16 protein-coding genes and 1 riboswitch are annotated in these 18,506 nt (G+C 67.0%); of the genes, 2 read left to right on the plus strand and 14 right to left on the minus strand.

The window, feature by feature from the left end; all coding sequences use genetic code 11:
• Positions 1 to 11: 11 nt before the first annotated feature.
• Positions 12 to 2,135 (plus strand): MMPL family transporter, encoded by a 2,124-nt coding sequence (locus IC40_RS0107695; RefSeq protein WP_030134161.1) that lies wholly within the window; start codon positions 12 to 14, stop codon positions 2,133 to 2,135.
• Positions 2,136 to 2,156: 21 nt separating this feature from the next.
• On the opposite strand, the gene IC40_RS0107700 is transcribed toward IC40_RS0107695, so the two are convergent.
• The 11 genes from IC40_RS0107700 to thiC form a co-directional block, all read right to left on the minus strand.
• Positions 2,157 to 3,413 carry a uracil-xanthine permease family protein gene (locus tag IC40_RS0107700; RefSeq protein ID WP_030134162.1) on the minus strand — a complete coding sequence of 419 codons (1,257 nt, stop codon included), beginning with the start codon at positions 3,411 to 3,413 and terminating at the stop codon, positions 2,157 to 2,159.
• 26 nt (positions 3,414 to 3,439) lie between these two features.
• The gene (locus IC40_RS0107705) at positions 3,440 to 4,795 is read right to left on the minus strand and encodes an aldehyde dehydrogenase family protein (protein WP_030134163.1); all 1,356 of its coding nucleotides are present in this window, start codon (positions 4,793 to 4,795) and stop codon (positions 3,440 to 3,442) included.
• Positions 4,796 to 4,804: 9 nt separating this feature from the next.
• Positions 4,805 to 5,599 carry a coniferyl-alcohol dehydrogenase gene (locus tag IC40_RS0107710; RefSeq protein WP_030134164.1) on the minus strand — a complete coding sequence of 265 codons (795 nt, stop codon included), beginning with the start codon at positions 5,597 to 5,599 and terminating at the stop codon, positions 4,805 to 4,807.
• The gene (locus tag IC40_RS0107715; RefSeq protein ID WP_030134165.1) at positions 5,596 to 7,143 is read right to left on the minus strand and encodes an acyl-CoA synthetase; all 1,548 of its coding nucleotides are present in this window, start codon (positions 7,141 to 7,143) and stop codon (positions 5,596 to 5,598) included. The genes IC40_RS0107710 and IC40_RS0107715 overlap by 4 nt, the downstream gene beginning before the upstream one ends.
• Before the next feature lie 138 nt (positions 7,144 to 7,281).
• On the minus strand, positions 7,282 to 8,487 hold the full coding sequence (locus tag IC40_RS0107720) for an APC family permease (protein ID WP_030134166.1): 1,206 nt from the start codon (positions 8,485 to 8,487) through the stop codon (positions 7,282 to 7,284).
• A gap of 24 nt (positions 8,488 to 8,511) precedes the next feature.
• The gene (locus IC40_RS0107725) at positions 8,512 to 8,781 is read right to left on the minus strand and encodes a DoxX-related protein (RefSeq protein ID WP_030134167.1); all 270 of its coding nucleotides are present in this window, start codon (positions 8,779 to 8,781) and stop codon (positions 8,512 to 8,514) included.
• A 50-nt stretch (positions 8,782 to 8,831) separates the two neighbouring features.
• On the minus strand, positions 8,832 to 10,319 hold the full coding sequence (locus IC40_RS0107730; protein ID WP_030134168.1) for a flavin-containing monooxygenase: 1,488 nt from the start codon (positions 10,317 to 10,319) through the stop codon (positions 8,832 to 8,834).
• 18 nt (positions 10,320 to 10,337) lie between these two features.
• Positions 10,338 to 11,087, minus strand: a complete 750-nt coding sequence (locus IC40_RS0107735) for a DUF4190 domain-containing protein (RefSeq protein WP_030134169.1) — start codon at positions 11,085 to 11,087, stop codon at positions 10,338 to 10,340.
• Positions 11,084 to 11,728 (minus strand): alpha/beta hydrolase family protein, encoded by a 645-nt coding sequence (locus IC40_RS0107740; RefSeq protein WP_030134170.1) that lies wholly within the window; start codon positions 11,726 to 11,728, stop codon positions 11,084 to 11,086. Before IC40_RS0107740 ends, IC40_RS0107735 begins: the two co-directional genes overlap by 4 nt.
• Positions 11,725 to 12,561, minus strand: a complete 837-nt coding sequence (gene thiD, locus IC40_RS0107745) for a bifunctional hydroxymethylpyrimidine kinase/phosphomethylpyrimidine kinase (RefSeq protein WP_030134171.1) — start codon at positions 12,559 to 12,561, stop codon at positions 11,725 to 11,727. Before thiD ends, IC40_RS0107740 begins: the two co-directional genes overlap by 4 nt.
• Positions 12,558 to 14,126: a phosphomethylpyrimidine synthase ThiC gene (gene thiC, locus IC40_RS0107750; protein WP_030134172.1), complete on the minus strand. Its 1,569-nt coding sequence runs from the start codon at positions 14,124 to 14,126 to the stop codon at positions 12,558 to 12,560. Before thiC ends, thiD begins: the two co-directional genes overlap by 4 nt.
• A riboswitch (TPP riboswitch) is annotated at positions 14,118 to 14,226 on the minus strand. It overlaps the preceding gene by 9 nt.
• 87 nt (positions 14,227 to 14,313) lie before the next feature.
• Here thiC and IC40_RS0107755 point away from each other — a divergent pair.
• Entirely contained in the window at positions 14,314 to 16,023 is a 1,710-nt protein-coding gene (locus tag IC40_RS0107755; protein WP_030134173.1) for an MFS transporter, read from the plus strand.
• On the opposite strand, the gene IC40_RS0107760 is transcribed toward IC40_RS0107755, so the two are convergent.
• From IC40_RS0107760 to IC40_RS0107770, 3 genes are read right to left on the minus strand one after another with little or no spacing between them, the layout of a single operon-like run.
• Complete coding sequence (locus IC40_RS0107760) at positions 16,009 to 17,049, minus strand: phosphotransferase family protein (RefSeq protein WP_030134174.1); 1,041 nt, start codon at positions 17,047 to 17,049, stop codon at positions 16,009 to 16,011. The genes IC40_RS0107755 and IC40_RS0107760 overlap by 15 nt on opposite strands.
• Positions 17,046 to 17,708: a TetR family transcriptional regulator gene (locus tag IC40_RS0107765; RefSeq protein WP_030134175.1), complete on the minus strand. Its 663-nt coding sequence runs from the start codon at positions 17,706 to 17,708 to the stop codon at positions 17,046 to 17,048. Before IC40_RS0107765 ends, IC40_RS0107760 begins: the two co-directional genes overlap by 4 nt.
• The gene (locus IC40_RS0107770; RefSeq protein ID WP_030134176.1) at positions 17,705 to 18,451 is read right to left on the minus strand and encodes an SDR family NAD(P)-dependent oxidoreductase; all 747 of its coding nucleotides are present in this window, start codon (positions 18,449 to 18,451) and stop codon (positions 17,705 to 17,707) included. Before IC40_RS0107770 ends, IC40_RS0107765 begins: the two co-directional genes overlap by 4 nt.
• Positions 18,452 to 18,506: the final 55 nt, after the last annotated feature.

An 18,506-nucleotide genomic window follows, 5' to 3' on the forward strand; every position in this document is an offset into this window, starting at 1 on the left:
ACAACCCCGGCGTGCTCGAACGCCTCGCCCGCTACGCCATGGCGGCACCCAGGCGCATCCTGGCGATCGCCGCGCTGTGTGCGATGGCCGCGGCGATCTTCGGGGTGCCGGTCACCCAGGAGTTGAGGGCGGGCGGATTCACCGATCCTGACGCCGAGTCCTCGCACGCTGCGCGGTTGCTGACCGACAAGTTCGGGCAGGGTGACATGCAGTTGCTGATCATCGTCTCCGATCCCACCGGCGCGATGAGCCCGGCCGCGCGCCGGGTGGGCACCGAGATAGCCACGGCGTTGGGCGAATCCGAGCATGTGGCCCAGGTGAGTTCGGCATGGAGTGCCCCGGCGGCGGCGTCGGCGGCACTGCTCAGCAGGGACGGTACCGCCGGCCTGATCGTCGCCGGTATCACCGGCGGTGAACAGCACGCCCAGGACCACGCCAAGGAGCTCACCGACCGTCTGGTCCACGACCGCGACGGCGTGCGGGTGCAGGCCGGTGGTGTCGCCATGGTCAACACCCAGATCACCGAGCAATCCCAGCGCGACCTGTTGGTCATGGAATCCATCGCCATCCCGTTCAGCTTCCTGGTACTGGTGTGGGTGTTCGGCGGGCTGTTGGTCGCGGCGGTGCCCGTCATGGTCGGCGTGCTGGCCATCCTGGGTTCGCTTGCGGTGCTGCGGCTGATCACGTTCGGCACCGACGTGTCGGTCTTCGCGCTGAATCTGTGCATGGCGATGGGGCTGGCCCTGGCCATCGACTACACGCTGCTGATGGTCAGTCGCTACCGCGACGAACTGACCGAGGGGGCCACCGCCGAGGACGCCCTGGTGCGCACCATGGTGACGGCCGGTCGCACGGTCGTGTTCTCGGCGACGACGGTGGCGCTGCCGATGTCGACGCTGGTGTTGTTCCCGATGTACTTCCTGAAATCGTTCGCCTACGCCGGGGTGGCGACCGTGGTGTTCGCCGCCATCGCCGCACTGGTGCTCACGCCGGCCGCGTTGGTGCTGCTCGGCGATCGTGTCAACGGCCGCCGGTCGGGCCCACCCAAGCCGGTTGAGCGGCAGTTCTGGTATCGGTCAACAAAATTCGTGTTGCGTCGGGCACTGCCGATCGGCCTGGCCGTGGTGGCGCTCCTGGTCCTGCTCGGGCTGCCCTTCACCGGCGTGAGATGGGGCTTTCCCGATGATCGTGTGTTGCCGTCGTCGGCATCGGCGCATCAGGTCGGAGACCGGTTGCGGACGGACTTCGTCGACAACTCGGCCACCGAGGTGAGCATCGTGATCCCGGAGTCCGACGGGCTGACGCGCGAGCAGTGGGACCGCTACCTCACCGATGTGGCCGGCGCACCGGACGTCCTGGCGGTGGCCGCGCCGATCCAACGCGAGGACAGCGCGTTCATCCGGGTGTCCAGTTCGGCCGACCTGTTCTCGGCTGGTTCGGCGGCACAACTTGACCGGCTGCATGCGATTCCCGGCCCCGGCGACCGGCAGGTGCTGCTCGGCGGGGTGGCCCAGACCGATCGCGACAGCGTGGCTGCCATCGGTGCGAAACTGCCGGTCGTGCTCGGCCTGATCGCGGTGATCACCTTCTGTCTGCTGTTCCTGCTGACCGGCAGCGTGGTCTTACCCGCAAAAGCCTTGGTGCTCAACATCCTTTCGCTGTCAGCCGCGTTCGGCGCCATGGTGTGGATCTTCCAGGACGGGCACCTCGGCGCCTTCGGCACGACGGCCACCGGCACGCTGGTGGCCAACATCCCGGTGTTGCTCTTCTGTATCGCGTTCGGTCTCTCGATGGATTACGAGGTCTTCCTGCTCGCGCGGGTCCGCGAGTATTGGTTGGCCTCCGGCCGCACCTCCGCCGATGTCGGTGAGAGCGTGGCGCTAGGCCTGGCACGCACTGGCCGGGTGGTCACCGCCGCGGCGCTGGTGATGTCGATCTCGTTCGCAGCACTCATCGCGGCGAACGTGTCGTTCATGCGGATGTTCGGTCTGGGTCTGACGTTGGCGGTGCTGATGGACGCCACCCTCGTCCGGATGGTCCTGGTGCCTGCCTTCATGCAGGTGATGGGCCGATGGAACTGGTGGGCGCCCGCCCCACTGGCGCGCCTGCACGACCGGATCGGGCTGCACCACTGAGAATGTCGCACCGGCCGGTGCTCAATGAACTCGGCGTCCGGCCCCCAGCAGCGTCATGCCGTGGTAGACGACGAGTGCGGCGATGGACCCCAGTGCGATACCGGTGAACGTCAACGAGCCTGCCTGCCAGGTGAAGTCGGCGATGCCGATGATCAGCGGGATGGCAGCCGTCATCTGGTTGACCGGCTTGGAGAAGTCGACGTGGTTGGTCAGCCAGATCCGGACACCCAGCACCCCGACCAGGCCGTAGAGCACGATCGTCGCACCACCGAGCACGCCGGGCGGGATGGCCGAGATCGTCGCACCGACCTTGGGGCACAGGGCCAGCACGATGGCCACCACGGCGGCCACCCAATAGGCGGCGGTCGAATAGATGCGCGTCGCTGCCATCACGCCGATGTTCTCGGCGTACGTCGTGGTGGCCGAGCCGCCACCCGCGCCGGCCAGCACGGTGGCCACACCATCGGCGGCCAACGCCCGGCCCATCAGCGGATCCAGGTCCCTGCCGGTCATCTGGCTCACCGACTTCACATGCCCGATGTTCTCGGCGACCAGGGCGATCACGGCCGGCAGGAACATCGGCAGGACCGCGAGGCTGACGGTCGGCGTCTGGAACTCCGGTAGGCCGAACCACGCCGCCTGCGCGATCCCGGAGGTGTCGACCTGACCCAGTACCAGTGCCAGCACGTAGCCCAGCACTACGGCCAGGAAGATGGCCAACCTCCCGAGCAGGCCCTTGAAGAAGGCCAGCGCGCCGACCAGCAACACCAGGGTGACCATCCCGACCACGGGACCCTGCTCGAAGTTGTTCTTGGCCGCCGGCGCCAGGTTGAACCCGATGAGCGCCACCACCGCTCCGGTGACCACCGGAGGCAGCACCACATCCAGCCAGTGCGTGCCGACCAGGTGGACCACCGCGCCGATGATGATCAGCAGCAGACCCACCGCGATCAGCCCGCCGAGTGCGCTGCCGGTGCCCTGTGCGGTGACGGCCGCGGTCACCGGAGCGATCACCGCGAAGCTGGACCCCAGATAGCTCGGCAGCCGGTTACCGGTGATGAGCAGGAAGGCGATGGTGCCGACACCCGAGAACAACAGCGTCGTCGCCGGCGGAAAACCGGTCAGCACGGGCACCAGGAAGGTCGCACCGAACATCGCCACCACATGCTGGGCGCCGATGCCGAGGGTGCGCGGCCAGCTCAATCGTTCGTCGGGGGCGACGATATCGGCATCGGGGCCCACGGGCTTCCAACGCGGCGTCACAGACAGCTTTGCCATCAGGACAAGGTAGCCGGGCTCGATTGCTATTGCAGCAGACGGATGATCTTCCGGGACAGCGCGGTGTAGGGCGGATACACCAGCCGCGGATCGGGGCGCGTGGACTTGGCCAGTACCGCGCGCCGATGCGACAGTGCCTCGAAACCCCACCACCCGTGATAGGCGCCCATGCCGCTGGGGCCGATCCCGCCGAACGGCAACTGCGGCACCAGACAATGCATGATCGCGTGATTGACCACCGCACCACCGGATTGGGTCCGATCGATCACGTCCTCGGCCAGCTCCGGCGTCTCGGTGAACACGTAGAGGGCCAGTGGCCGTGGCCGGTGCCGGACGAAGTCGACGGCCTCGGAAACCGAGTCGACCGTGATGATCGGCAGGATGGGACCGAAGATCTCGTCGGACATCACCGCATCACTGGGCCCCGGATCGAGGATCACGGTCGGTTCGATGCGCAGGGACACCTCATCGGAGCCGCCACCGGTGACCACCTGACCACTGGTGTCCGCGATCAGTGCCGTCAACCGATCGAACTGGCGTCGGTTGACGATGGGCAGGTCGGGCGTGCTACTGAACTCGGCGATCGTCGCGCACAGCGCGGTCACCAGCTCCGCGGCGACGGACCGCTCGACGAGGATGTAGTCCGGCGCGATGCAGGTCTGCCCCGAGTTCACCAATTTGGTGTGCGCCAACCGACGGGCCGTGACCGCGATATCGGCGTCGGCTGCCACGATCGCCGGGCTCTTGCCGCCCAGCTCAAGGGTGACCGGTGTCAGGGTGGGTGCGGCACCGGCCATGATCTTCCGCCCGACCTCGGTGCCGCCCGTGAACAGGACATGATCGAAACCCTGTGCCAGCAGGTCCTGGGTAACCCGGGCGTCGCCCTCGACGACGGTGATCGCCTCGGTGTCCAGATAACGCGGCACCAGCCGGGCTATCAGCGCGGAGGTCGCCGGGGCGAGCTCCGATGGTTTGATCACCACGGTGTTGCCGGCCGCCACCGCCGATACCACCGGCGCCATCGCCAGGTAGAACGGGTAGTTCCAGGGACCGATCACCAGGACCGCACCCTTGGGGTCGTACTGCACCCAGGCGCGAGCCGGATGCTGGCTGATCGGAACCGATACCCGCCGCCTGCGCATCCACCTGCGAATTCTCTTGCGCGCGAACGCCGCCTCGGCCTTGGTGGGTTGCACATCACCCATCCACGCCTCCATGGCCGGGCGGCCGAGGTCGGAGAGCAGGGCCGCGGCGATGGCCTGCTCCTGCTCGTCGCACATGCGCTCGATGGCGCGCAATTGCTCGATGCGCCATTCCGCAGGGCGGGTGCGCCCGGTGTCGAAGACCGTGCGCGCGTGCGGGGTTCGAAGCTGTGTGCTCATGGGCATGCCCTAGCGCATTTCCGGTGCGGGGATGACGCCGGCGGCAACCGCCGCCATGCCGCCACCGTCGACGGCCAGTGTCTGACCGTTGACCCAACCGGCGTCGGCGGAGATCAGATAGGCGACCGCCCCGGCGATGTCCTCGGGTGTGGCATGCCTGCCGAGCAGCGCCTTGGCACCGTCGAGGGTGTCCTTGCCCATCGTCTCCTCGAAATCGGCGAGGATCGGCGTTTCCACCGGACCGGGCAGGACCGCGTTGATACGCAACCCCCGTTGCGCGAACTCCAGGGCCTTGGCCATCGTGTAGACGGTGGCGACCTCCTTGGAGAAGTTGTAGGCATTGCCCGTCTGCGGGTTCTCGGCGAACCAACGTGCACCCTCGACGAAGCCGTCGGTGGCCAGCAGCGCCTGGATTGCGGGCATCCTTGCCGGCCAGCCGAATCCGGCGATCGAGGACACCACCACCACGGAACCGCCGTCGCGGAGCCGGTCGATCAGGGATTCGGTGAGGTGGCGCACCGCCAGCACGTTCACCGCGATCACCGTGGCCGCGGGTGCGGTGCCGGGGACGCCTGCGACGTTGATCAGCGCGTCGAACGAACCGTCCAGCTGGGCCACTGCGGCATCGATGCTCTGCGGGTCCGCCAGATCGACCGCGATATGGTGCTTGACCGCCGCCGACGGGGTGTTGCGGTCGAGGCTGATCACCTCTGCGCCGCCGGCGACCAACCGTTCGGCGACGGCCTGCCCGATACCGGATGCGGCGCCGGTGACGATGTAGCGCTTGTGGGATGTGGCGGTCATGCCGGGCTCCTCGTGGTGTCGGTGTAGCGGGCTTTGAGCTTGCCCTTGATCAGTTTTCCGGTGGGTGTACGTGGCAACGAGTCGACGAAGTCGACCGTGCGGGGTGCCTTGTAGTGGGCGACGCGGTCGCGGACGTAGTCGATGAGATCCGCGGCGAGGTCGTCGCCCGCGCTGAATCCGGGCCGGAGTGCGACGACGGCCTTGACCTGTTCCCCCATCTCGGGATCGGGGACACCGATCACTGCGACGTCGAATACCGCCGGGTGCATGGTCAAAACGTTCTCGGTTTCCTGCGGATAGATGTTCACCCCGCCGGAGATGATCATGAACGACTTGCGGTCGGTCAGGAAGAGATAACCGTCCTCGTCGACGTAGCCGAGATCGCCCACGGTGGTCCAGTTCTCGTGCCTCGGGTGCTGGGCCTCGCGGGTCTTGTCCGCGTCGTTGTGGTAGACGAAGGGCATGGCTTCGCGCTCGAAGTAGACGGTGCCGACCTCGCCCGCCGGGAGTTCGGCACCGGCGTCATCGCAGATGTGGATGGTGCCCAGTACCGCACGTCCCACCGACCCGCGCTTGGTGCCCCATTCCGCGGAGTTCATCATCGTCATCCCGTGCGCCTCGGTGGCGCTGTAGTACTCCACCAGGATCGGGCCCCACCAGTCGAGCACGGCGTCCTTGACTTCGGGTGGGCATGGGGCGCCGGCGTGGACGACGGTGCGCAGCGAGGACAGGTCATACCGCGACCGGATCTCGTTCGGCAGTTGCAGCAAGCGGACGAACATCGTGGGCACCATCTGCGTCATGGTCACCCGATGGGTCTCGATGGCCGCCAGGATCTTCTCGGCGTCGAACTTCTCCATCAGGATCACCGTCGCGCCGAGCGCCTGCATGCCTGCGCAGTATTTCAGCGGTGCGGCGTGATAGATCGGGGCGGGGGAAAGGTAGACGGCGTCCGGCCCGATATCGAAGACGTTCTGCAGCACCGCCAGGACCGGGTCGCCCGGCTCGTCGACCTGGATGGGCAGCAGGTGCGGTTTGATGCCCTTCGGGCGGCCGGTGGTCCCCGACGAATACAGCATGTCCGCACCGCGCGGTTGATCGGTCAGCGGGGGAACCGCCGCGTCCAGCAGTTCGCGGTAGGGCCGGTAGCCGTCGATATCACCGCCGAAGGCATAACGCGCCACGTCGCCCGGTATCTCGTCGAGCACCAGTGCACCGAGCTCTGCCAGTGCACCCGAGACGAAGAATGCCTTCGCTCCGCTGTCGGTGACGATGTATCCGGCCTCGGGCGCGGTCAGGTGGTGGTTGACCGCCGTCGCATACAGACCCGAACGCAATGCGGCCCAATAGATGACGAACACCTCGGCGGTGTTGTCGGCCAGGATGGCGATGACATCGCCGCGGCGCAGGCCCGCGGCATGCAATGCGGCGGCGATCTGGGCCGAGCGGGTGTCCAGGTCGCCGTAGGTCAGGGTGTCGCCGCTGCCGGCCATGACGACCGCGGGTCGGTGCGGATCGGCGGCGGCGTGAGTTCCGGGAAACACATATCTCCTTGCGGTGCGGGCGCGAGCGGTGCCCGCTCATCGTGATCGGCGCCACAGCCCGCGACGCTAGGACGGTAAACGCTGGCGAGACAGTATGTCAAGACACACTGTCTAATTTTGGTGCCGGACGGCCGGTGGCTATGCCCTGGAGCGGCGGACCAGGTACAGGGTGACGCCGAGCGCGATCACCGCGGACCCGATGAGGACCGAATCGGTGGGCAGGGTGCATGCCAGCACCGCACATCCGGTCAGCCCGATCGCCGGGATCACCCGCCGGGACGGCTGCAACGTCCAGGCGCTGGCATTGGCGATGGCGTAGTACACCAGCACCGCGAACGACGAGAACCCGATCGCCCCACGAAGATCGACAACCGCCGCCAGGACCGCGACGACGACTCCGACCGCGATCTCGGCGCGATGCGGTCCGCCGAACCGCGGATGCACCGCGGACAGCGCACCGGGCAGGTGCCGGTCACGTGCCATTGCCAGCGTGGTGCGAGAGACGCCGAGGATCAACGCGAGCAGCGATCCGAGGGCGGCCACCGCGGCTCCGACGCGGACGACCGCAGCCAGTTCGGGATGTCCGGCCACCGATACGGCCTGGGCCAATGGCGCTGTCGCCATGGCCAGGCCGGTACCGCCGAGCACCGAGAGCACGGCGACGGCGACCACTGCGTACACCAGCAGCGCGATGCCCAGTGCGATGGGTATGGCGCGGGGAATGGTGCGGGCCGGATCGCGAACCTCCTCACCGAGGGTGGCGATGCGGGCATAACCGGCGAACGCGAAGAACAGCAACCCGGCGGCCTGCAGGACACCCCATGAGCCGGTGTCGGTGTCGAGCGCCAGATTCGCGGGAGCTCCGGCGCCGCTCAGTACGATCGCCACGACGGCCAGCACCGCGAGCACCATGGCGACGATCACCCGGGTCAGCAAAGCCGACTTCTGCACGCCCGCATAGTTCACTGCCGTCAGCGCGACCACCGCGGCGACCGCCACGGCATGCGCATACTGCGGCCACGCGTAGACGCCGACCGTCAGGGCCATCGCGGCACACGAGGCCGTCTTCCCCACGATGAAACACCAGCCCGCGGTGTGACCCCAGAACGCGCCGAGGCGTTCCCGGCCGTAGACATAACTGCCACCGGACTGGGGATAGATCGCGGCGAGCCGTGCCGTGGACGTCGCGTTGCAGTAGGCCACCACCGCGGCGACGGCCAGCCCGATCAGCAGCCCGGAGCCGGCGGCTGCGGCGGCGGGCCCGAGTGCGACGAAGATGCCGGCCCCAACCATCGATCCCAGGCCGATGACGACGGCGTCGAACGTGCCGAGCCGGCGCTGCATGTGCACGCGGAAAGTGTAGAGCCGCTACCTGTTCCGTGCAGCGTTGAAGCCCAGGTACCCGACGTAGCCCACCGCGCCGAGGAGCGCCAGCTTGCGCGTCTTGGGCACCAGCAGGCCCACGCCGAGGGCGGTCTCGATGGTGCCGTTGGTCTTGATGTGGCGCGCGGTGTCGGTCGGGAAAGCAGGCTTGGTGATCGATTCGAACAGTTGCGGTGCGACGAAGTGGGCCAGACCGGCGCCGACCAGTGACACCCCGGCGAACGTGACGCCCGGCGAACTCTTCTTCTCGGTCAACGGATTTCCTCTCGGCAGTTGGTTGGTGGCTCGTTCAGCTGATGGCTTGTTCAGTTGATTGCGTAGTCGCTAAGGGGGAACTCGGAGGCTTCCCGGATGGCGGTGTCGGTGGTGGTGGGCCGCAACAGCGTGGGCTCACCGGCGGGGTTGTAGTAGTAGGACCGCGCGCTGGCGCAGTTGCCCAGGGTGAACAGCGAATTGCCCAGCAGATCGGTCATCCGGTCCAGGTAGCGGCTGTTCGCCTCCTCGGTGACCTCGAAGGTGGTCGCGCCGCGGCGCTGCACCTCGGAGAACAGCCGGTCCATCAACCGCATCTGGTACTCCATGGTGTTGAAGAAGTTCAGCCCGAGGAAGGCGTACGGGCTGGCCAGACTCAGGTAGTTCGGGAAGTACGGCATGGACACGCCCTGGTAGGCCTGGAAACGCGTTTCGCGCCACCACTTCCCGAGGTTGCGGCCCTCGCGACCGATGACCTCGATTGCCGGGAAGTTGGCCTCCCACAGATCGAACCCGGTTGCCAGCACCAGGGTATCGACCTCGTTCTTGGTGCCGTCCTTGGCGACGATGCCGTCGGTTTGGATGTGATCGATCCCGGCATCCTGCAGGTGGACGTTGTCCCTGGTGAATGCGCGGTAGTAACCGTTGCTGAATGTCGGTCGTTTGCAACCGAAGTCGTAGTCCGGGGTGAGCCGCCGCCGCAGATCCTTGTCCCTGATGGTGAGGAAGCGGTGCAGCTTGGACAGGTCGGCGGCCGAGATGTTGCCGCGTCCGCGGAAGGTCTTGTAGTAGACGACGCCGATTGTCACCATCCACTCGTAGATCGAGTCGGTGAGCCAGCGCAGCGCCCGCTGGGTGGCCGGGATACGGGCGAACAGCTTCTTGGTCCGCGGGCCGAAGCGCAGATCGATCTTGGGCACCACCCAGATGGGGGTTCGCTGGTACACCGTGAGGTCGGCCGCGGCTTTCGCCAGCTCCGGGATGAGCTGGACTGCCGTGGCACCCGTGCCGATGATCGCGATACGCCGGCCGGCCGGGTCGAAATCGTCATCCCACTGCGCGGTGTGGATGACGTTGCCCGCGAAGCTGTCGATGCCCGAGATATCGGGCAGCTTGGGCTGGGACAGGAAACCGGTCGCTGTGATGAGATACCGGGTCGTCAGCGTCTCGCTCGTCGACCCATCGGAGACGACGCTCACCTGCCACGCCTTGGCATCCTCATCCCAACGGGCACCGTGGACCACGGTGTTGAACCGGATGTGGCGGCGGACGTCGTACTTGTCGGCCACATCGTCGGCATACTTCTTGATCTCCGGACCGGTCGAGAACAACCGCGACCAGTTCGGGTTCGGCTCGAAGTAATAGGAGTAGGTGGTGGTCGGGACGTCGACGGCCAGACCGGGATAGTGGTTCACATACCAGGTGCCGCCGAGATCGTCTTCTCTGTCGAGCAGGACGATGTTGTCGATCCCCAGCCGTTTGAGCTGGATGGCGGCACCTATACCGGCGAAACCGGCGCCCACGATGACGGCGTCAAACATGGTTGAAACGGTACCTCGCTACTGCTGCAGCGATCCGGTGCGTGGGACGTCGGTGGTGGCGATGCAGGTCACGGCGCGATCGCCGCGCTTCCAGGAGTCCTCGGTCGGGTAGAGCACGAACATGCCCACCTCGGGATCTTCCATCGCGGCCGGAGCGAAGTCCTGCAGTGCGGGCGCGCAACGATCCTGGTAGTCGATGATCGCGGACTGGCCGGGGAAGCTGCCGCCCGGCACATCGATGACGAAGTAGACCTCACCCTTGTGCGGTTCGGCACAGCTGACCGTCTTGACCGAGGCCACCAGGCTGGCGTCCGACGGGATCTCCGAGAGGCAGTCGCCCAGCCCGATATCGGCGGCGTTCACCGAGTTCGGATCGAAGAGATCGGCGAACTCACTGTCGGCGATCTTGTCCTTGTTGGCCGCCACCAGCGCGAACACGGCGATCAATCCGACAATCCACAGCGCCGAGAGGACCAGGCCCGCAATGGCCATCCCGCGGCCGCCCTGGCCCTTCTTGGCCTTGTTCAAGCCGACGATGCCGGCGACGACGCTGATCAGCACGCCACCGATCACGCCGAAGATCAGCGAGACGACGGCCCACCAGTTCGTCCCTGGCGCCTGCTGCGGCGGGTAGGGCTGGCCGTACTGATCGGTGTAGGGCAGCGGCGGTGGGGGCGGCGGGTACTGGCCACCGGGTGGGGGCGGCGGATACTGGCCACCGGGCGGGGGTGGGGGGTATCCCTGGGGCTGCTCCGGCGGCTGCGTCATGAGAGAAAGATAGCCGCGGCGGCGACCGCAAGCGCGGGCACGTCCAAAGTCTTGGAACCGAGATCATGGCGGGCGCCGGTGACCTCGACGATTCGGGTAGGTCCGGCAATCAGCTCCGCGGCCGCGCGCAACTCCTCGATGGTGCCGAACGGATCGGCGGTGCCGTGGGTGAACACGGTCGGCACGGTGATATCGGGCAGGTGTTCGGTGCGGGACCGCTCCGGCTTGCCCGGCGGGTGCAGCGGGTAGGAGGACAGCGCCAGCACATCGGGCCGCTCGCTGCGGTTCGCGGTGACCATCGATGTCATCCGGCCACCGTAGGAGTGCCCGCCGGCGATGACCGGTCCATCGGTCTGGGTGCGCGCCCAGGCGATGGCCTCGGCGATACCGGCCTGGTCACTGGCGGCGGAGTTCGACGGCGGGCCCTTGGGCCTACGACGCCGGTAGGGCAGGTTGTAGCGGATGGCCAGATAGCCCCGTCGTGCCCACTCGTCGCACAGGTCGACCAGCAGCGCAGCGTCCCGGTTGCCGCCGGCGCCGTGGGTCAGCAGCACTATGCCCGCCGGGATGGTTGCCGGTTCGTGGGCTATCCCCCCGATGTCTTCGACGCACTTGATGCCTTCCGGCCCCTGCAGCGTCATGCCTGCAGCCGGAACAGCGGGTTCACCGGGCCGTGGCCGTGCCCCAAGGGGTACGCCGCGCGGATGCATTCGGTGATCCACGACTTGCCGAAGGCGACCGCGTCGGGCACCGAGAAGCCATGTGCCAGAGCGGATGCGGTGGCCGCGGCCAGCGTGTCACCGGCGCCGTGGTCGTGTCCGGTGTCGACGCGGGGTTCGCTGAACTCGTGGAACTCGGTGCCGTCGAACAGCAGGTCGGGACTGAGTTCGGAGGATCGTAGGTGCCCACCCTTGACCAGGGCCCACTGTGGGCCGAGGTCGTGCAGCGCCCGCGCGGCATCCCGCTGGGTGTCGGTGTCCACCACGTCGATACCGGTAATCAGGCGGACCTCATCGAGGTTCGGGGTGACCAGGGTGGCCAGCGGGAACAGTTCGGTACGCACCGAATTCAGCGCCGACGGATGCAACAGCGGGTCGCCGTGCATGGAGGCGCACACCGGGTCGACGACCAGGGGCACGGTGCCGGCCAGGCCCTCGGCCCGCCAGGTCTCGGCGACCACACCGATGATCTCCGCGGAGGCCAACATGCCGGTCTTGGCGGCCTGGATCCCGATATCGGAGGCCACCGCGCTGATCTGACCGGCGATGATGTCCAGCGGGATCTCGTGAAAGCCCTTGACGCCTACCGAGTTCTGCACGGTCACCGCGGTCATGGCCACCGTGCCGTGGATGCCGAGCATCGCGAAGGTGCGCATATCGGCCTGGATGCCCGCGCCGCCGCCGGAATCGGACCCGGCGATCGTCATCACCCGCAGCGGGGTTGCCCCTGGCCGGGGCAGCGGTAGAAAGTTCATGGCACCAAGGGTAGATAGACGCGATTTCCGTGTTCGGCGAACTCCACCGATTTGTCCGCCATGGCGTCGCGAATGTCCTGTGTGATCCGCATGGAGCAGAACTTCGGGCCGCACATCGAGCAGAAATGCGCGGTCTTGGCCGGCTCGGCGGGCAATGTCTCGTCGTGGAACTCGCGTGCGGTATCGGGGTCCAGCGATAACGCGAACTGATCGGCCCAGCGGAACTCGAACCGGGCGGTGCTCAGGGCGTCATCGCGTTGCTGGGCGCGCGGATGGCCCTTGGCCAGGTCTGCGGCGTGCGCGGCGATACGGTAGGCGATGACCCCGTCCTTGACGTCCTTGCGGTTGGGCAGGCCCAGGTGCTCCTTTGGGGTGACGTAGCAGAGCATGGCGGTGCCGGCCTGGGCGATGATGGCCGCGCCGATGGCGCTGGTGATGTGGTCGTAGGCCGGGGCGATATCGGTGGCCAGCGGGCCGAGGGTGTAGAACGGCGCCTCTTCGCAGAGTTCCTCCTCCAGGCGGACGTTCTCCACGATCTTGTGCATCGGCACGTGCCCGGGTCCTTCGATCATCACCTGTACACCATGAGATTTCGCGATCTTGGTGAGCTCGCCGAGGGTTTCCAGTTCGGCGAACTGGGCGGCGTCGTTGGCATCGGCGATGGAGCCGGGGCGCAGGCCGTCGCCGAGGGAGAAGGTGACGTCATAGCGGGCGAGGATCTCGCAGAGCTCCTCGAAGTGGGTGTACAGGAACGATTCCTGGTGGTGGGCGAGCATCCAGGCGGCCATGATGGAACCGCCGCGGCTGACGATGCCGGTGACACGGTCGGCGGTCAGCGGGATGTAGCGCAGCAGGACCCCGGCATGCACCGTCATGTAATCGACGCCCTGCTCGCACTGTTCGATGACGGTGTCGCGGTAGGACTCCCAGGTCATCTTGGTGGGATCACCGTTGACCTTCTCCAGCGCCTGGTACATCGGGACCGTCCCGACCGGGACGGGGGAGTTGCGCAGGATCCACTCCCGGGTCAGGTGGATGTCCTTACCGGTCGAGAGGTCCATGATGGTGTCCGCGCCCCACCGGGTGGCCCACACCATCTTGTCGACCTCTTCGGCGATGGAGCTGGTGACCGCCGAATTGCCGATATTGGCATTGACTTTCACCCCGAACGCCTTGCCGATGATCATCGGCTCGCTCTCGGGGTGGTTGTGGTTGGCGGGGATGACCGCGCGGCCGCGGGCGACCTCGTCGCGCACCAGCTCCGGTGACACCGCCTCGCGTTCGGCGATGAACGCCATCTCCGCGGTGATCTCACCCTTGCGGGCGCGCTGCAACTGGGTGCCGCGATCGCGGATGACGTTGGCGCGCTTGGGAAGTCCGCGCTGCAGGTCGATGACGGCGTTGTCGTCGGTGTACGGGCCGGAGGTGTCGTACAGGTCGAAGTGCTCACCGGTGCTCAGGTGCACCCGGCGCGACGGCACTCCGTTGGGTGAGTAGACCTTGGAGCTGCCGGCGATGGGGCCGGTGGTGACATCGGAGGTACGAGGGTCGACAACAGCACTCATTACACATCTCCCTACGCCGGCATTATCCGGTCAGGTTCGTACGGTCGACGGCCCTAGCCGTCCTCTCAGCGCGCTGGTGCGTGCTCCCGTGTGGACCCGTTCACGGTAGCGCATGCTCGACCGATTGCCGAGCAATCGTTTGTATAGCTAATATATGTTTTTGCCGATCGTAGGGATTTGAGTGCCGATGACCCTTGAGCTGGAAAAGATCCACCAGCACCCCCGCTACAAGTGGGTCGTGCTGTCCAACACGACGATGGGCATCCTGCTGGCGTCGATCAACGCCTCCATCGTGCTGATCTCGTTGCCGGCGATCTTCCGCGGTATCGGGCTCAACCCGCTGGACCCCGGCAATATCAGTTACCTGCTGTGGATGCTGATGGGTTATCTGGTGGTCACCGCCGTGCTGGTGGTGCCGTTCGGACGGCTCGGTGACATGTTCGGCCGGGTGCGGATCTACAACCTGGGCTTCGTCGTCTTCACCGTGGCGGCGGTGGCACTGTCCTTCGACCCGTTCCAGCTCGACGGCGGGGCGATCTGGTTGATCGGGTGGCGGGTGATCCAGGGCGTCGGCGGCGCGATGCTGATGGCCTCGTCCTCGGCGATCCTCACCGATGCGTTCCCGGCCAATCAGCGCGGCATGGCGCTCGGGGTGAACATGGTGGCCGCCGTCGCGGGCTCCTTCCTGGGACTGCTGATCGGCGGGGTGCTCTCCGAATGGCACTGGCAGGCCATCTTCTGGGTGGGCGTGCCGATCGGTGTGCTCGGAACCGTGTGGAGCCTGCGGTCCCTGGTCGAGCTGGGGGTGCGCACGCCGGGCCGGCTGGATTGGGCGGGGACGCTGACCTTCGGTGTCGGCCTGACGGTCTTGCTCATCGGTATCACCTATGGCATTCAGCCGCATGGCGATTCGAGCACCGGCTGGACCAATCCGTGGGTGCTCGGGTCGATCATCACCGGTTTGGTGGTGCTGGTGGTGTTCTGTGTGATCGAGTTGCGGGTGGACCAGCCGATGGTCGATATTCGGTTGTTCCGGTCGGCGGCCTTCGGCATGGGGAACCTGGCCGGGTTGATGTCCTCGGTGGGACGCGGCGGTCTGCAGTTCATGCTCATCATCTGGCTACAGGGCATCTGGCTCCCGTTGCACGGGTACAGCTTCGAATCGACACCGCTGTGGGCCGGCATCTACCTGCTGCCGGTCACCATCGGCTTCCTGATCGCGGCCCCGCTGGCCGGGTCGCTGGCCGACCGGTTCGGCGCACGACCGCTGACGGTGGGCGGCATGCTGCTGATGGCGGTGTCTTTCGTTGCGCTGTTGCTGATCCCGGTGAACTTCGACTACTGGGTGTTCGCCATGCTGGTGTTCCTCAACGGACTGGGCGGCGGCATCTTCACCGCACCCAACACCGCGGCCATCATGTCCAGCGTGCCCGCGTCGCAGCGCGGCGCCGCCTCTGGTGTGCGCGCCACCTTCTTCAACGCCGGATCGTCACTGTCGATCGGAATCTTCTTCTCGCTGATGATCGTCGGGTTGGCCAATGCGCTGCCCTCGGCGATGAGCAGCGGGCTGCAGGCCCAAGGGGTGCCGGCCTCGGTGGCCCACGAGGTGGCCAACACGCCCCCGGTCGGCAGCCTCTTCGCGGCATTCCTAGGCTACAACCCGATCGACGAACTGCTCGGTCCCTCGGGTGCGCTGTCGGATCCCGGGGTGAACGCCGAGGTGCTCACGGGTAAGACCTTCTTCCCCGAACTGATCACCGGTCCCTTCCATGCCGGGCTGACGGTGGTGTTCCTGGCTGCGGCGGCGATGATGCTGATCGGTGCGGTGGCGTCGATGTTCAGCGCGGGACGGTACAGCGCGGATGTTGGCGGCGACGGCGATTCATCGGCTCGGTGACCAGTCACCCGCGGCGATACGGGCCGACAGTTCGAAGAGCCCGATGGCGCATCGGTGCAGATGTTCGCCGACCTCACGCGGGGCTCGACCGGATAGTGCGCGTACCCAGGTTCCCTCCAATACCACGGCCATCTTGAAGCCGGCCAGCGCTGTGTACCAATCGATCTCGTCGGCGCTTCTGCTGCTGGTGGCCGCGTAGGCCTCGATGACCTGGCGCCGCGACGGTAGCCCACCCGCGGCCGCCAATCGTTCCCCGGTGGCGACCGGCGCCGGGTCCTGCGGCCAGCAGGCAAGCAGCCAGCCCAGGTCCAGCATTGGATCGCCCACGGTACACATCTCCCAGTCCACGATCGCGGCGACCTCGGGGCGGTGTGCGTCGAGCAGCACGTTGTTGAGGTGGAAATCGCCGTGCATGATGCCCGGTCGAGGATCGGCGGGTTGGTTGGCGCGCAACCACTGCACGGTCCGCCCGACATCGGGTAGATCACCGGCTCCGGCACGGCCGTAGTCGTACCCGGTGAGCACGCCGACCCACTGGTCCACCTGGCGGTCGAGGAAGCTGCCCGGTTTGGCGAACCCGGCCATCGGGGTGCCGGTCGGATCGAGATCGCCGAGTACGGCCAGCGCGCGTGCCACCGCCAGCCCGGATTCGTGCCGGGTCGCCGCGTCCGCGCTGTAGTGCTCGCTGATGCTGTCGCCGGGGTTGAACCCGTCGACCTCTTCCATCAGATAGAACACCATGTCCATGACGGCGAGGTCCTCGCAGCACACGACCAGCCGAGGATGCGGAACCCGCGAGCCCGCCAGCGATGTCAGCGCCGCGACCTCGCGCAGCATCGTGCGGTTGCTCGACGGTCGGGGGTGTACCGGCGGGCAGCGCAGGACCAGCCTGCGGCCATCCACCTCGAGCGCGATCACCCTGTTCTGGGTCCCACCGGTCAGCGCACGGGCATCGGTGATCGAGTCACCGATGCCGCGTTCACGGAGCCAGGCCTGCACCGGGGCGAGGTCGATACCGAGATTCATTGTGGTGGTGTGCCTTTCGTGCTGTCGACCCGAAGGGATCGCAGTCGGCGCGTCTCGGCGGATACCGGGGCCAGCAGCTGCCCGGCCGCGACGTCGATCAGGTGGCTCAGGAACAACGCGTGTTCGGTGCGATCGGTACGGGCCCGCAGGGCGAGTTCGACGACGACGAACCGGGTGGTGAGGAAGCGGCGGTGCAGCAGTACGGCTTCGGGTTCCAGCAGCGGTTCGAGCATTGCGCGCCAACGCTGCATGCTGCTGGTGGGGGAACCCACGCCGAGCGGTTCGACCGAGGGGTCCGGTCTGGTCAGCAGATCCGACATGGTCCGCAGGAAGCCGGCACCGGCGATGCCCTGATCCAACTTGGCGCCCAGCGGCCGGACCAGCGCGCCGGCCAGCAGGGCGACGTCGTCGGTTCCGGCTGCCTCATACGCGTCCAGCAGGGCGTGCCGACGGCTCTCGATCTCGGGATTGTGCTTGTCCAACAACGCTTTGACCAGACCGTCGCGATCCCCGAACCAGTACTGGCCGGCGACGACGTTCTTCGATCCCGCTTCGCGACTGATCTCCCGCATGGGCACCGCGTCGACACCGCGTTCGGCGAACAGCCGTTCCGCGGCCTCCAGCAACCGTTCGCGGGTCTCCTTGTTCGGGGCGCTCATCCCAGTCCGCTGGCCATGCCGCCATCGACCTTGAGGATGGCGCCGGTGGTGAACGAGGCGTCCGGACCGGCCAGGTAGGCGACGGCGCCGACGATCTCTTCGGGTCGGCCGATGCGTCCGAGTGGTACCGACTGCTCGATCCGGTGCACCGTGTCATCGTTCCAGGCCGCGGTGACGTCGGTGTCGAACGGACCGGCCATCACGGCGTTGACTCGCACGGTGGGCCCGAATGCGCGGGCCAACCCGCCGGTGACGGTGTTCAGCGCGGCCTTGGCGGCCGCATACGGCAGGTCGTACGGCGCGGGGTGCACCGCGGCGATGCTGGTGATGTTGATGATGGACCCGCCGTCGCCCCGGCGCATCAGGTCGCCGGCGCGTACCGCCAGCCGGAACGGGCCGCCGAAGTTCACCCCGACCACCTTGGTGAAGAGTTCCTCGCTGAGCTCGGGCAGTGACGGATAGTGCGGGGACATCCCGGCATTGTTGACCAGGACGTCGATTCGGCCGAATCGCTGCTCGACGAAATCGATCAGCGCGTCGCACTGGTCCCAGGACGCGACGTGGCAGCCGAAGCCGACGGCGTCCACCCCGTGCGCATCGCGTAGTTCGCGGGCGAGCGCGTCGCAGGCATCGGCCTTGCGACTGGAGACCACCACGTGGTCGCCCGCGGCGGCGAAATGGCGACACATCGCCCTGCCGAGACCGCGGCTTCCCCCGGTCACCACGACAACTCGTCCGGCCATCTGGCGGGCACCTTCCTCGAGCCGATACAGTCGCATCGAAGTTTAATGCAATTGT

This window comes from Mycolicibacterium neoaurum ATCC 25795 (assembly GCF_000691525.1).
GTDB lineage: Bacteria > Actinomycetota > Actinomycetes > Mycobacteriales > Mycobacteriaceae > Mycobacterium > Mycobacterium neoaurum.